The organism is Micromonospora sp. NPDC047134, assembly GCF_040643455.1.
In the GTDB taxonomy this organism is placed as follows: domain Bacteria; phylum Actinomycetota; class Actinomycetes; order Mycobacteriales; family Micromonosporaceae; genus Micromonospora.
The window spans coordinates 87,284-100,475 of the sequence record NZ_JBEYUI010000018.1 but is presented as its reverse complement, the minus strand read 5'-3'; the positions used below and the strand labels follow the sequence as shown (position 1 = coordinate 100,475).

The window sequence follows — 13,192 nt, the reverse complement described above, 5'->3', positions numbered from 1 at the left end:
GTGCGCGGTGAGACAGGCCGGTTCAGAGTTGCTGGAGGATGCGCAGCGCCCGGTCGACGTGGCGCATCGTCTCGACGTCGGCCACGTCCACGCACTCGGTGAACCACTTCTTCATCGGCGAGGAGATCCGGTCGGGCATCACCACCCAGCCACCCATCGGCACCGCCAGCGGTGAGTCACGCAGCAGTGCCGCCTCGACCACCTCGGCGACGATCACGATCGGTACTGCGGTGGAGTTGTAGACGTCGGAGCTGATCACCAGCCCGAGCCGCTCGCGGGCCCCCTCGATCCGCCAGACCTCGCCCCTACGCAGCACGTGGGCGACCACCGAAGAGCAGGTCGTCGACCAGGCCCACCTCCTGCGCGTCGGCCAGCGAGGCGGCCTCCAGATCCAGCCCGGCCCGGCTCACTGCGGCGGCGTGGGCCGCGAAGACCTCACGCAGCGCCTTCTCCCGCGCGGCCTGGTCCATCCAGGCGGAGAGGGAGAGTCCTTCCCGTTTGGCGAACCGTCGGGCGTCCGCGATCGTCTCGTCGGAGAACGACAGAGTCACCTTGGCTGTCATGCCAAACAGACTACCGCCGGTATGACCGCCAGTCATCCGATCCGTACACCCTCGGGCTGACCCGGGGCGTGGCCGCCGAAGACGGCCGTCGCCGGGCCGCGGTAGCTAACGGCTGCGGCGTCGAACGCCTCGGTCACCTCCATGTCGACCACCTCCTTCTTCCCAATATGCGGAAGAGTCGTTCCACATTCCAGGCCATGCGATCCGATGCGCCGCCGCCGTGCGGTGTGAGCGGCACTTGACAGGACCGAAACAAACGGGACGCGGGCCGGAAACTGGACGGCGGCACGCTTTGCCGACATGACAGACGGTGCACGGTCGGCAACTGCACCGGGGCGCACGCCCCGGGAGGTGGCGACGCACTGCCCGTACTGCGCCCTCCAGTGCGGGATGACGCTGCGTGAGCAGGACGGGCAGGTGTCCGTGCTCCCCCGGCAGTTCCCCACCAACCGCGGCGGCCTCTGCCAGAAGGGCTGGACCTCGGCCGAACTGCTGACCCACCCGGACCGGCTGACCACCCCGCTGCTGCGCGACCCGGCCAGCGGCGAACTCCGCCCGGCCAGCTGGGAGGCCGCGCTGGACCGCATCACGACCGGCATCGGCGAGGTGCAGCGACGGCACGGCCGCGACGCGGTCGCCGTCTTCGGCGGCGGCGGGCTGACCAACGAGAAGGCGTACGCGCTGGGCAAGTTCGCCCGGGTCACCCTGGGCACCCGCAACATCGACTACAACGGACGGTTCTGCATGTCCTCGGCGGCCGCCGCCGGCATGCGCGCCTTCGGGGTCGACCGGGGGCTACCCTTCCCGCTGGCCGACCTCGGGCACGCCGACACCCTGCTGCTGGTCGGGGCGAACCCGGCGGAGACCATGCCCCCGCTGGTGCGGTGGCTGACGGAGATGCGGCAGCGCGGCGGCACCCTGATCGTGGTCGACCCCCGGGTCACCGCCACCGCCCGGCAGGCCGACCTGCACCTGCAACCACTGCCCGGCACCGACCTGGCGGTGGCCAACGCGCTGCTGCACATCGCCCTGACCGAGGGCTACCTCGACCGCGACTACGTGGACACCCGTACCACCGGCTTCACCGAGGTCCGGCGCACGGTGGCGGGCTGGTGGCCGGCGCGGGCCGAGGCGCTCTCCGGCGTGCCGGTGGCCGACCTGGAGGCGACCGCCCGCGCCCTCGGCACCGCCGAACGGGCGATCATCCTCACCGCGCGGGGCGCGGAACAACACGCCAAGGGCGTGGACACGGTCACCGGCTTCGTCAACCTCGCCCTGGCGCTCGGCCTGCCCGGTCGCCCCGGCTCCGGGTATGGCTGCCTGACCGGTCAGGGCAACGGGCAGGGTGGCCGCGAGCACGGGCAGAAGGCCGACCAACTGCCGGGATACCGCCGGATCGACGACCCGGCGGCCCGCGCCCACGTCGCGCAGGTGTGGGGGGTACCCGCCGACGAACTGCCCGGTCCGGGGGTGCCCGCGTACCAGTTGCTGGATTCGCTGGGCACCGACGACGGCCCGCGTGCGCTGTTGGTCTTCGGCTCCAACCCGGTGGTCTCCGCGCCACGGGCGGCGAGGATCGAGAGCCGGTTACGTGATCTGGACCTGCTGGTCGTCGCCGACCTGCTGCTCTCCGAGACGGCGGCGTTGGCCGACGTGGTGCTACCCACCGCTCAGTGGGCCGAGGAGGACGGCACCATGACCAACCTGGAGGGTCGGGTGCTGCGCCGCCGCGCCCTGCGCCCGCCCCCACCCGGCGTCCGCACCGACCTCGCCATCCTCGCCACCCTCACCACCCGGATAGAAGGAAGGGCCCCTTCTTATCGCCTCGTGCATAGGAAGGGCCCCCTGTTAACACCCGACTGCGAAGCCGAAGCAGCCGCCGACGGTGAGCGCGAGGCGCGAGCCGCCGACCCACGTACGGTGTTTGCCGAGTTGCGGCGGGCCTCGGCCGGCGGGATCGCCGACTACGCCGGGATCAACTGGGAACGGATCGACGCCGCCGACGGGGTGTTCTGGCCCTGCCCGCGTGACGACGGGCCGGACTCGCCACGACTGTTCACCGACGGCTTCCCCACCCCCGACGGGCGGGCCCGGTTCCATCCGGTGGAGCACCGACCGGCGGCCGAGGATGTCTGCGCGGAGTACCCGCTGCACTTCACCACCGGCCGGGTGCTCGCCCAGTACCAGTCCGGCACCCAGACCCGTCGGGTGGCCGCGCTACGCCAGGCCGCTCCGGACGCCTTCGTGGAGCTGCATCCCGACCTCGCCGGGCGGCTCGGGGTGGCCGACGGCGAACCGGTGCGGGTGCTCTCCAGGCGGGGCGAGTTCCGCGCGCCGGCCCGGCTCAGCCCGACCATCCGGCCGGACACCGTCTTCGCACCCTTCCACTGGGGTGGGGCCGCCCGGGCCAACTCCGTCACCAACGACGCCGTCGACCCGATCTCCGGCATGCCCGAGTTCAAGATCTGCGCGGTCCGGGTGGAGCGGGTGGCGTCGTGAACGAGCGCCAGCGAGGGGACTGTCGGCCGGAGGCGATGATCGGCCAGCGGGTGGTGGTGGTCGGCAACGGGATGGCCGGGGCCCGCCTCGCCGCCGAGCTGCACGCCCGGGGCCAGGACAAGGTCACCGTGGTCGGGGCGGAGCCGCACCGGGCGTACAACCGGATCATGCTGTCCACCCTGCTCGCCGGCAAGATCGGCGAGCAGGAGGTGGAGCTTACGGAGGCCACCGGGCGGGGGGTCGACCTGCGTACCGGAGTCGCGGTGCGGGCCATCGACCGGGCCGCCGGGGAGGTACGCACCGACGACGGCGATCGGATCGGCTACGACCACCTGGTGCTCGCCACCGGCGCGCGGGCGGTGGTGCCGGCGCTGCCCGGCCTGGACCCGACCTCGCCGCCGGAACGGGTGGTGGCGTTCCGGAGCCTGGCCGACTGCCGGCGCATCCTCACCCTGGCCGAGGGTGCCCGCCGCGCCCTGGTACTCGGCGGTGGGCTGCTGGGCCTGGAGGCCGCCCGGGGGTTGGCCGCCCGAGGCCTGGAGGTCGCCGTGGTGCACCGGGTGCCGTACCTGATGGAACGCCAGCTGGACGCCGTGGCCGGCGAGATCCTGGCCGGCACCCTCGCCGAACTCGGGGTGACCACCCACCTGGCCGTCACCCCGACCGGCCTGACGGCCGACCCCACCGGGGTCCGGCTTAGCCTGTCCGACGGCCGTACCCTCGACGCCGACCTGCTGGTCCTCGCCTGCGGGGTACGCCCGGACACCGCGCTCGCCGAGGCGGCCGGCCTGACGGTGGACCGGGGGGTGCTGGTCGACGACCGGCTGCGCACCAGCGACCCGCGGGTTTCCGCGATCGGCGACTGCGCGCAGCACGGCGCCGCCCCGACCGGGCTGGTCGCACCGGCCTGGGCGCAGGCCCGGGTGGTGGCCCAACTGCTGACCGGGCAGGACCCGCAGGCCCGGTACCGCCCCCGGCCGGTGGTCACCCGACTCAAGGCGGCCGGCATCGACCTGGCGGCGATGGGTGACCCGACGAACGGCCCCGGCGAGGAGTTGACCTTCGCCGATCCGACCCGGGGCACCTACGCCCGGCTGCGCATCCACGACGACCGGTTGGCCGCCGCGATCCTGCTCGGCGACAACCCGTCGGTGGGCGCGGTCATCCAGTTGTTCGACCGGGGTCACCCGGTACCCGCCGACCGGCGGGCACTGCTGCTCGGCCGGGCCGTGGGCGGTGGCGGCGGCGCGACTCCCGCCGCCTCTCCGGCGTTGATGCCGGACGCGGCGACCGTGTGCCAGTGCAACACGGTCAGCAAGGGCGCGGTGGTGGCCTGCTGGCGGGGCGGGGCGCGCACCTTCGACGAGGTCGTAGCCGGGACCAGGGCCGGTACCGGCTGCGGCGGCTGCCGGGACGCGGTCGCCGGCATCGTCGACTGGTTGTCCAGAACGGATCCGGTGGAGGTGGGACGATGACCGGCGGCAACGTGGTCGTGATCGGCAACGGCATGGTCGGGCAGCGGTTCGTGGACGCGCTGCGTTCGCGGGACCCGCAGGGCCACTGGCGGGTCACCGTGCTCGCCGAGGAACCCCGGCCGGCGTACGACCGGGTGCGGCTCTCGGCGTACTTCGACGGTGTCTCGGCCGACGAACTGAACCTGCACACCGCGTACGACGGGGTGCGGTTGCGCCTCGGTGAGGCGGCGACCACCGTGGATCGGGCCCGTCGGGTGGTGACCACGGCCGACGGCGAGTACCCGTACGACGTGCTGGTCTTCGCCACCGGCTCGTCGGCGTTCGTGCCTCCGGTGGAGGGGGTCGACCTGCCCGGGGTGTTCGTCTACCGGACCCTGGACGACCTGGCGGCGATCGAGGAGCACGCCCGGGGACGGCGGACCGGCGCGGTGATCGGGGGCGGTCTGCTCGGCCTGGAGGCCGCCAACGCCCTGCGCCTGCTCGGCCTGGTCACCAGCGTGGTGGAGTTCACCCCCCGGCTGATGCCGGCCCAGATCGACACCGCCGGGGGCGCCCTGCTGCGCCGTTACGTGGAGGAGCTGGGGGTGGGCTGCCGCCTCGGGGTGGCCACCACCGCGTTGCGACCCGGCCCGGACGGTACGGTCGCCGCCCTGGAACTGGCCGACGGCACGTCGCTCGACGCCGACCTGGTGGTGGTGGCCGCCGGCATCCGTCCCCGCGACGAGCTGGCCCGCGCGGCCGGGCTCGACCTCGGCCCGCGCGGCGGGCTGTTGGTGGACGACTCCTGCCGCACCAGCGACGAGCGGGTCTACGCGGTCGGCGAGTGCGCGGCCGTCGAGGGCACCTGCTACGGCCTGGTGGCACCCGGGTACGCGATGGCCGAGGTGGTGGCCGACCGGCTGGTCGGTGGGGCGGCCACCTTCCCCGGCGCGGACACCGCCACCAAGCTCAAGCTGCTCGGCGTCGACGTGGCCTCCTTCGGTGACGCGCATGGCACCACCCCGGGCTGCCTGGACGTGACGTACACCGATCCGGCCACCCGGGTCTACGCCAAGCTGGTCCTCTCCGACGACGCGACGACGCTGCTCGGCGGGGTGCTGGTAGGCGACGCCAGCGCGTACCCGACCCTGCGGGCGAGTGTCGGCGCACCGCTGCCGGCGCCCCCGTTGGCGTTGCTCGCCCCGGCCGGTGCGGACGGCGCGACCGTCGGGGCGCTGCCGGCTTCCGCGCAGGTCTGTTCCTGCAACGCGGTGACCCGCGCGGACATCGACACGGCCATCGCGGGCGGCTGCGCGGACGTGGCCGCCCTGAAGGCGTGCACCCGGGCCGGCACCAGTTGCGGTTCCTGCGTGCCGATGCTCAAGCAACTGCTGGACGCGGCCGGGGTCACCCAGTCCCGGGCGTTGTGCGAGCACTTCGACCTCAGTCGGCAGGAGCTGTTCGACATCGTCCGGGTACGCGGCATCCGGACCTTCTCCCGGTTGATCGCCGAACACGGGCAGGGCCGGGGTTGCGACATCTGCAAGCCGGTGGTCGCCTCGGTCCTCGCCTCGCTCGGCAACGGGCACATCCTCGACGGCGAGCAGGCCGCGTTGCAGGACACCAACGACCACTTCCTGGCGAACCTGCAACGCGACGGCAGCTACTCGGTGGTGCCCCGGATCCCCGGCGGTGAGATCACCCCGGAGAAGCTCATCGTCATCGGCGAGGTGGCCCGGGACTTCCAGCTCTACACGAAGATCACCGGTGGACAGCGGATCGACCTGTTCGGGGCCCGGGTGGAGCAGTTGCCGCAGATCTGGCGTCGGCTGGTCGACGCCGGATTCGAGTCCGGTCACGCGTACGGCAAGGCGCTGCGGACGGTGAAGTCCTGCGTCGGGGCCACCTGGTGCCGGTACGGGGTGCAGGACTCGGTCGGCCTGGCCATCGCCCTGGAGTTGCGCTACCGGGGGCTACGCGCACCTCACAAGATCAAGTCGGCGGTCTCCGGGTGTGCCCGGGAGTGCGCCGAGGCCCGCAGCAAGGACTTCGGCATCATCGCCACCGAGACCGGCTGGAACCTCTACCTCGGCGGCAACGGGGGCTTCCGACCCCGGCACGCCGATCTGTTCGCCACCGATCTGAGCACCGCGGAACTGGTCACCATGATCGACCGGTTCCTGATGTTCTACGTCCGCACCGCCGACCGACTGCAACGCACCGCCGCCTGGATCGAGGCCATGGACGGCGGCCTCGACCACCTGCGAGCGGTCATCGTGGACGACTCGCTCGGCCTCTGCGCCGAACTCGACGCCGCGATGGCCCGGCACGTCACCTCCTACTCCGACGAGTGGCGGGACGTGCTCGACGACCCGGACCGACTGGGCCGGTTCGCCTCCTTCGTCAACGCACCGGACGTACCCGACCCGTCGATCACCTTCGTCACCGAACGCGGCCAACCCGTACCCGCCGGTGGTCGGCCACCCACAACCGACGGCCGTCAACCGGTCACCCTCGGACTGCCGGAGGTGCGGCGATGAACACCGTGACGACCGTGCGCTGGCACACCGTCTGCCCGTTGAGCCGACTGGACCTGGACCGGGGCGTGGCCGCCCTGGTCGACGGCGTCCAGGTAGCGCTGTTCCGGACCGCCGACGGGTTGTACGCGATCGAGAACCGAGACCCGGTCACCGGCGCGTACGTGCTGTCCCGGGGCATCGTGGGCAGCCGCCGCGGCGTGCCCACGGTCGCCTCGCCGCTGCACAAGCAGGTGTACGACCTGCGTACGGGGGACTGTCTCGACCTGCCCGGTGTCTGTGTCACCCGGCACGAGATCCGGTGCCGGGACGGCATGGTCGAGGTGCGGCTGCGACAGGAGGAGTGAATGCGCGAGGAACTGGCCGGCTTCACCATCGGGGTGACCGCCGACCGGCGGCGGGACGAACTCGCCGCGCTGCTCCAGCGGCGCGGCGCCCGGGTGGTGCTCGCCCCCGCGCTGCGGATCGTGCCGCTCGCGGACGACACCGCGCTGCGCGAGGCCACCCGGGCCTGTCTGGACCGGCCACCGGACGTGCTGATGGCCAACACCGGGATCGGCATGCGCGGGTGGCTGGAAGCCGCCGAGGGCTGGGGGGTCGCCGAGCCGCTGCGCTCGGTGCTCGGCAACTCGTACGTGGTGGCCCGGGGCCCCAAGGCGCGCGGCGCGATCCGCGCGGCCGGCCTGCACGACCAGTGGTCTCCGGAGTCGGAGAGCTGTGAGGAGGTCGTCGAGCACCTGCGCCGGCGAGGGGTGGCCGGGCAGGTGATCGCCATGCAGTTGCACGGCGATCGGCAGCCCGAGTGCACCCGCGCCCTGGAGGAGGCCGGGGCGACCGTCATCGAGATCCCGGTCTACCGCTGGGCGCCACCGACCGACCCGGCCCCCCTGCACCGGCTGGTCGACCTGGTGGCCGGTCGGTTGGTGGACGCGGTCACCTTCACCTCGGCACCGGCTGCGGAGGCGCTGCTGCGCGCCGCCGGGGACCGGACGGAGGCCGTCCTGGCCGCGTTGCGTAGTGATGTGCTGGCCAGTTGTGTCGGCCCGGTGACCGCCGAGCCGTTGGTCCGCCGGGGGGTGCCGGTGAGCGCGCCCAGCCGGGCCCGGTTGGGCGCCCTGGTCCGCACCATCGTCGACGAACTGCCCCGGCGTACGGTCACCATCAAGGCCGCCGGGCACCTGCTCACGCTGCGCGGACACGCCGCCGTGGTGGACGGCGAACTACGTCCCCTGGCGCCGGCGCCGATGGCGGTGCTGCGGGCCCTGGCCCAGGCTCCGGGCCGGGTGCTGTCCCGTACCGCCCTGCTGCGGACCCTGCCCCGGGGGGCCGACGAGCATGCCGTGGAGATGGCGGTGGCCCGGCTGCGGGCCGGTCTGAAGGCCCCCCGGGTGGTGCAGACCGTCGTCAAGCGCGGCTACCGCCTCCGCATCGACTGAGACGAAGGAAGGGCCCCTGGTTAACGCCTGGGGTAGATAAAGGGCCCCCGCTTAACAGGCGAGGGCACCCGTCCCGCCGAGACCCGACAAGTGCCGGGCAGGCGGGACGGATGCCCCTTCCCAGGTCAGCCGACCGGAGTCGGGAAACCCCGGTCGTGCTCGGCCTGAAGCCGAGCCATGGCGTGTTCGACGACGGTCACCATCACCTGCTTGACCGCGTCGCGCCGCCGGGCGTCCGTCATCACCAGCGGGACGTCCGGTGAGATGGCCAGTGCCTCACGCACTTCATCCAGGTCGTACTGCGGCGCGCCGTCGAACCGGTTCAAGGCGACCACGTACGGCAGCCTGCGGTTCTCGAAGTAGTCCAACGGTGCGAAGGCATCCGTGATCCGGCGGGTGTCCACCAGGACGGCAGCCCCCACCGCACCACGGATGATCTCGTCCCACATGAACCAGAACCGGGTCTGACCAGGCGTGCCGAAGAGGTACAGGATCAGATCCTGCGCCATGGTGATTCGGCCGAAGTCCATGGCGACCGTGGTGGTCTCCTTGCCCGGCACCTTGGACGAGTCATCGATACCGACGCCCGCCGCGGTCATCACCGCCTCGGTGGTCAGCGGTGTGATCTCCGAGATCGCCCCGACCAACGTGGTCTTGCCGACACCGAAGCCACCCGCGACGACGATCTTCGCGGAGATGATTCCCCGGCTCTGGCGGGCCCCGGCGGGGTCATAGCTCGCGAAGTCCACTCAGCACCCTTCCCAGCATTTCCATCCGCTCCTCGAAACCTGTGGCGGGAGCAGCCGTTTGTAGCGTCAGCAGGCCCTCGGAGACCATGTCGGCGACCAGCACCCGAGCGACACCCAGCGGTAGCCGGGTGTACGCGGCGATCTCCACCAACGACTCGGGGCGGCCCTCGCAGACCATTGCGATGCGATGTTTGTCGTGCCCGGCAAACCGCGACTCGGCGATCTGGGTGGGGCTGGCGAGCAGCACCGCTTCCAGGGCGATGTCCCGAAGCGGTTCGGTACGCCCCCGGGTGACCGCGTACGGTCGCACCAGAGCACCCCGCGGGTCACGTCGTGAATCCATCCGCAATCACCTCCTCTCCCGTCCGCCGTGGCATCGTCCGCTATGACCGCACCGCGTCCCGGGGCAGCGGCACCAGCGCCGCGCCCACCCGCTCGACCAGCAGGGCCATCTCGTAACCCACTTGACCCACGTCGCAGCTACGCGCCGCCAGCACCGCCATCGACGAGCCGTCGCTGATCGACATCAGGAACAGGTAGCCGCTGTCCATCTCGATGACGGTCTGCAACACCCCGCCGGCGCTGAACATCCGCGCGGCGCCCTCGGTCAGGCTGACCACCCCGGAGGTGATGGCCGCCAGCTGATCCGCGCGGTCCGCCGGCAGGTCGCGGGAGGAGGCAAGCAGCAGCCCGTCCGCGGACACCGCCACCACGTGGGCGATTCCCGCCACGCTGTCGGCGAAGTTGGTCAGTAGCCAACCCATGTCCTGCATGGCCGCGGGCCTGTTCATCGGCTCGTCTCCTTGGTCGAGGTGCTGTTCTGAGTCGCGCCGGCCGTTCGGCCGCGCTGGACGCCGCGGTGGTAGGCCGACAGCAGACCGCGGACTTCGTCCGGCGTACGCCGACTGTGTTCCCGTCCGTTGCGGGGTTCGATGCCACCGGGCACCAGCTGCGCCTGCGGCACCCGCTTGGGCAGCCCGGACCGGGTCGTCCCGGCCGGGGTGGGCTCGGCCGCCTGGCTGGCGCGCGACCAGCCCTCGTCTGCCGCGGTCCGCCAGGCCTCGTCGGCGGCGGAGGCGGACTCGGCAGTCGGCGCCGGTGGCGGGGCCGCCGGTGGCGGGGCCGGCGCGGCCGGGGCCGCCGCCGGGGTCGGGGCGTGCGCAGCCGGCTGGGCGCCGGTCGGTCCGCCGGAGAACACCGGGTACGACGGCGGCTGCAGGGCGGCCCCGCCGGCAGCCGCACCCGGGGTACGGGTGGGCAGTGGGGTGCGTCCCTGGGTCGGTGTGACGGCCGGTGTCGACACGTCAGCGGTGGCCGCGGCGGCGGTCGGGGCCCCGGCGGTCGCCGACGGCTCGTCGAACTGCGGCCGGCTGAAGATGGCCGTCACGTCGTTGCCGTGCGACCGGAACCAGACCGCCTCCATCTCGCGGAAGATGGGCGCCTCGGCCTGCGGCGGCTCCGCCGGTGCGGTGATCGGCGCGCTGGCCAGCGGGGCGGTCGCGGCCAGACTGGCCCCCAGCCCGCCGAACATCGGGGTGTCCTGGCCGCCACCGGGACCCTGGCCCGCCGTCGGCGCGAACCCGGTGGGAGCCGCGGTCGGCGTGAATCCGTTGGTGGTGGTGGCCGCGGCACCGGCGACCGGGCCGGCCGGCAGCACGGGTGCGGCCGGGCGCGGGTCGCCGGTCGAGTTCGCCGTCCGGTAGGACAGCGGATCGATGGTCGGCTGCGCGACCGTGGGCGACCCGGCGCTGAAACCCCCGGCGTAGGCCGGTGGCGACGCGTGAGCCGGTGGGGTTTGCTCCGGGGTCGGTTCCGCGACCGGCCACGGGGTGGCCGTCGGGGCGCTGCGCCACCGGTCGCTGAGGGTCGCGGTGGTGCTGCGCCCCGCGGCTGCCAGAGGGTCACCGGCACCGGTCGGGGCCGGCTCGACCGCCAGCGGCTGACGCGGCCGGGTGATCGCCTGGTCCCGGCCCCTGAGGCTCGGCAGGATCACCGTGGCGGCCGGCAGGGTGATCTGGGCGACCGTGCCACCCTCGACGTTGCGGCGCAGCTCGACCCGGATGCTGTAGCGCGCCGCCAGCCGGCTGACCACGGCCAGACCCATCAGCCGGAACGCCGCGACGTCCACCGTCGAAGGAGCGGCGAGCCGCCGGTTCAGGGTGTCCAACTGCTCGTCGGTCAGCCCCAGGCCACGGTCCTCGATCTGGATCAGCACGTAGTCCCGGATCCGCCGACCGTCGGCGACCACGGTGGTGTTCGGCGGGGAGAAGCGGGTGGCGTTGTCGAGCAACTCGGCCACCAGCCGTACGACGTCGTTGACCGCGTGGGCGGCCACGGACACGTCCGTGTCCACCGTGCCGAACTCGATGCGGTTGTAGAGCTCCACCTCGGACTGGGCGGCGCGCAGCACGTCGACCAGCAGGGCGTCCTCACGACGCGGGACCGCGGAGTCGGCCCCGGCCAGCACCAGCAGGTTCTCGTCGTTGCGGCGCATCCGGGTGGCCAGGTGGTCCAGCTCGAAGAGCTGGGCCAGACGCTTCGGGTCCTCCTCGCCGCGCTCGATCGCGTCGAGTTCACCGATCATCCGGTCGACCAGGGTCTGACTGCGTCGGGCGAGGTTCAGGAACATCGCCGAGACGCTGCTGCGCAGCGCCGCCTGCTCGGCCGCGACCCGGACGGCCTCCCGGTGTACGACGTTGAAGGCCGAGGCGACCTGGCCCACCTCGTCACGGTTGTCGAGCCTGATCGGGTCCCGTACCTCGCGGACGATCTCCTCGACACTGCCGTCACTGACGTTGCCCATGCCCTGGAGGCGACGCACCGCCTCGGGAAGGTCGTGGTTGGCCACCGAGAGGGCACCCTCGCGGAGCCGACGCAGTGAGTGGTTGAGCGAGCGGGCCAGCACCACGGCCAGGGTCACCGCGATGATCAGGGTGAGCAGCACCAGGGTCGTCTCGACGATCGCCTGCCGGATCACGTCCGACCGGGCCTGCTCGGCCTGGGCCAGGAGGCGGTTCTGCAGCTCGATCTCGGCCCACCGCATCAGTTCGTGCACCGCACCGATCGCGGCCGTGGCCTCCTGGGCGGTCACCGGTGCATCCCGGCCGACCGTGCGGCTGATGTCGGTGGCGATCCGGTCGGCCAGCACCACGGCGTCACCGGAGACGGTGCTGTTGACCAGCGCCTGCTGGACCGGGTCGGCGGCCAGGGAGAAGGCCAGCAGCGCCTCCTGCTGACCGGTCAGGGTGGCCACGAAGGCGGAGAACTGCTCGGTGTCCAGCCGGCCGTTGGTCAGTGCGGTGAAGGCGATCGCCTCTTCCTCGGCGACGGCCGCCTTGGCGCGGGCGAAGGCGGCCACCGCCCGTCGGCTGTCGGCAAGACTCTCCTCGCCCGGCAATTGGGCCAGACCGTCGCTGTAGGAGACCAGGTCGGCCAGGACCACGCCGTAGCGCAGCACGGCCTCGGCTACCTGCATCTGCTGGCGGTCCAGCACTTCCTGACGGGTGCCGTCGAGGGTGTCCAGGTGCCGGTCGATGGTCGCCAGGCGGTCGCGCACCGCCGCCGGGACCTCACCGACCCGGGCCCGCTCCGCGCGGTAGGCGTCGACCCGCTCCTGGGTCCGACGCACCCGCAGGTTGTACGCGTCGACCTGCTGCTGGGTGGAGGCCAGGTAGGCGGCGGCGGTCATCCGCTCGGCGTGCAGATCGTTCGTCAGGGCGGAGATCCTGGTCGACAGCGCGGTCAGCGAGCGGGCCTGGGTGGCCTCGAAGGCGCCTTCACCGACCGAGATCAGACGAACTGTGGCCAGCGCGATGACGGCGGCCACCGGAACGACCAGGATCAGCGCCAGCTTGGACCGGATCCGGGCGTCACGCAGCCGGGGCAGCCTGCGCCGGCCGTTGCGCTCGGCTTCGCCGCTGGCGGGCAGGGTCGTCGGTCCGGTGCTCACGACAT

The 13,192-nt window shown here is 72.7% G+C and carries 11 protein-coding genes; 5 read left to right on the top strand and 6 right to left on the bottom strand.

Annotated features, from left to right (window positions below; all coding sequences use genetic code 11):
• Positions 1–22 precede the first annotated feature (22 nt).
• Together ABZ795_RS21220 and ABZ795_RS21215 are read right to left on the bottom strand one after the other, a co-directional pair.
• On the bottom strand, positions 23–328 hold the full coding sequence (locus ABZ795_RS21220) for a type II toxin-antitoxin system PemK/MazF family toxin (protein ID WP_327024070.1): 306 nt from the start codon (positions 326–328) through the stop codon (positions 23–25).
• Positions 306–563, bottom strand: coding sequence for a hypothetical protein (locus ABZ795_RS21215; protein WP_327024069.1), 258 nt, complete (start codon positions 561–563; stop codon positions 306–308). The genes ABZ795_RS21220 and ABZ795_RS21215 overlap by 23 nt, the downstream gene beginning before the upstream one ends.
• Before the next feature lie 300 nt (positions 564–863).
• Between ABZ795_RS21215 and ABZ795_RS21210 the strand changes: the two genes are divergently transcribed.
• From ABZ795_RS21210 to ABZ795_RS21190, 5 genes are read left to right on the top strand one after another with little or no spacing between them, the layout of a single operon-like run.
• Positions 864–3,062, top strand: coding sequence for a molybdopterin oxidoreductase family protein (locus ABZ795_RS21210; RefSeq protein WP_357531580.1), 2,199 nt, complete (start codon positions 864–866; stop codon positions 3,060–3,062).
• A gap of 38 nt (positions 3,063–3,100) precedes the next feature.
• On the top strand, positions 3,101–4,537 hold the full coding sequence (locus ABZ795_RS21205) for an FAD-dependent oxidoreductase (RefSeq protein WP_357531595.1): 1,437 nt from the start codon (positions 3,101–3,103) through the stop codon (positions 4,535–4,537).
• Positions 4,534–7,056, top strand: a complete 2,523-nt coding sequence (nirB, locus tag ABZ795_RS21200; protein ID WP_357531579.1) for a nitrite reductase large subunit NirB — start codon at positions 4,534–4,536, stop codon at positions 7,054–7,056. Before ABZ795_RS21205 ends, nirB begins: the two co-directional genes overlap by 4 nt.
• Entirely contained in the window at positions 7,053–7,400 is a 348-nt protein-coding gene (gene nirD, locus ABZ795_RS21195; protein WP_357531578.1) for a nitrite reductase small subunit NirD, read from the top strand. The genes nirB and nirD overlap by 4 nt, the downstream gene beginning before the upstream one ends.
• On the top strand, positions 7,401–8,489 hold the full coding sequence (locus ABZ795_RS21190; protein ID WP_327024064.1) for a uroporphyrinogen-III synthase: 1,089 nt from the start codon (positions 7,401–7,403) through the stop codon (positions 8,487–8,489).
• 125 nt (positions 8,490–8,614) lie between these two features.
• Here the strand turns inward: ABZ795_RS21190 and ABZ795_RS21185 are convergent, their stop codons facing one another.
• The 4 genes from ABZ795_RS21185 to ABZ795_RS21170 are packed head-to-tail and all read right to left on the bottom strand — an operon-like array spanning position 8,615 to position 13,187.
• Positions 8,615–9,238 (bottom strand): ATP/GTP-binding protein, encoded by a 624-nt coding sequence (locus ABZ795_RS21185; protein ID WP_327024063.1) that lies wholly within the window; start codon positions 9,236–9,238, stop codon positions 8,615–8,617.
• Entirely contained in the window at positions 9,219–9,581 is a 363-nt protein-coding gene (locus ABZ795_RS21180; protein WP_357531577.1) for a DUF742 domain-containing protein, read from the bottom strand. Before ABZ795_RS21180 ends, ABZ795_RS21185 begins: the two co-directional genes overlap by 20 nt.
• A gap of 40 nt (positions 9,582–9,621) precedes the next feature.
• A complete protein-coding gene (locus tag ABZ795_RS21175) occupies positions 9,622–10,029 on the bottom strand; it encodes a roadblock/LC7 domain-containing protein (RefSeq protein ID WP_030329975.1) in 408 nt (135 codons plus the stop codon).
• The gene (locus tag ABZ795_RS21170) at positions 10,026–13,187 is read right to left on the bottom strand and encodes a nitrate- and nitrite sensing domain-containing protein (protein ID WP_357531576.1); all 3,162 of its coding nucleotides are present in this window, start codon (positions 13,185–13,187) and stop codon (positions 10,026–10,028) included. The genes ABZ795_RS21175 and ABZ795_RS21170 overlap by 4 nt, the downstream gene beginning before the upstream one ends.
• Between the last annotated feature and the right edge of the window lie 5 nt (positions 13,188–13,192).

What these genes read in the sequence shown, in the direction of transcription:
- ABZ795_RS21215 (WP_327024069.1), bottom strand. Translation starts at nt 563, where the DNA reads ATGACAGCCAAGGTGACTCTGTCGTTCTCCGACGAGACGATCGCGGAC.
- ABZ795_RS21210 (WP_357531580.1), top strand. Translation starts at nt 864, where the DNA reads ATGACAGACGGTGCACGGTCGGCAACTGCACCGGGGCGCACGCCCCGG.
- nirB (WP_357531579.1), top strand. Translation starts at nt 4,534, where the DNA reads ATGACCGGCGGCAACGTGGTCGTGATCGGCAACGGCATGGTCGGGCAG.
- nirD (WP_357531578.1), top strand. Translation starts at nt 7,053, where the DNA reads ATGAACACCGTGACGACCGTGCGCTGGCACACCGTCTGCCCGTTGAGC.
- ABZ795_RS21190 (WP_327024064.1), top strand. Translation starts at nt 7,401, where the DNA reads ATGCGCGAGGAACTGGCCGGCTTCACCATCGGGGTGACCGCCGACCGG.
- ABZ795_RS21180 (WP_357531577.1), bottom strand. Translation starts at nt 9,581, where the DNA reads ATGGATTCACGACGTGACCCGCGGGGTGCTCTGGTGCGACCGTACGCG.
- ABZ795_RS21175 (WP_030329975.1), bottom strand. Translation starts at nt 10,029, where the DNA reads ATGAACAGGCCCGCGGCCATGCAGGACATGGGTTGGCTACTGACCAAC.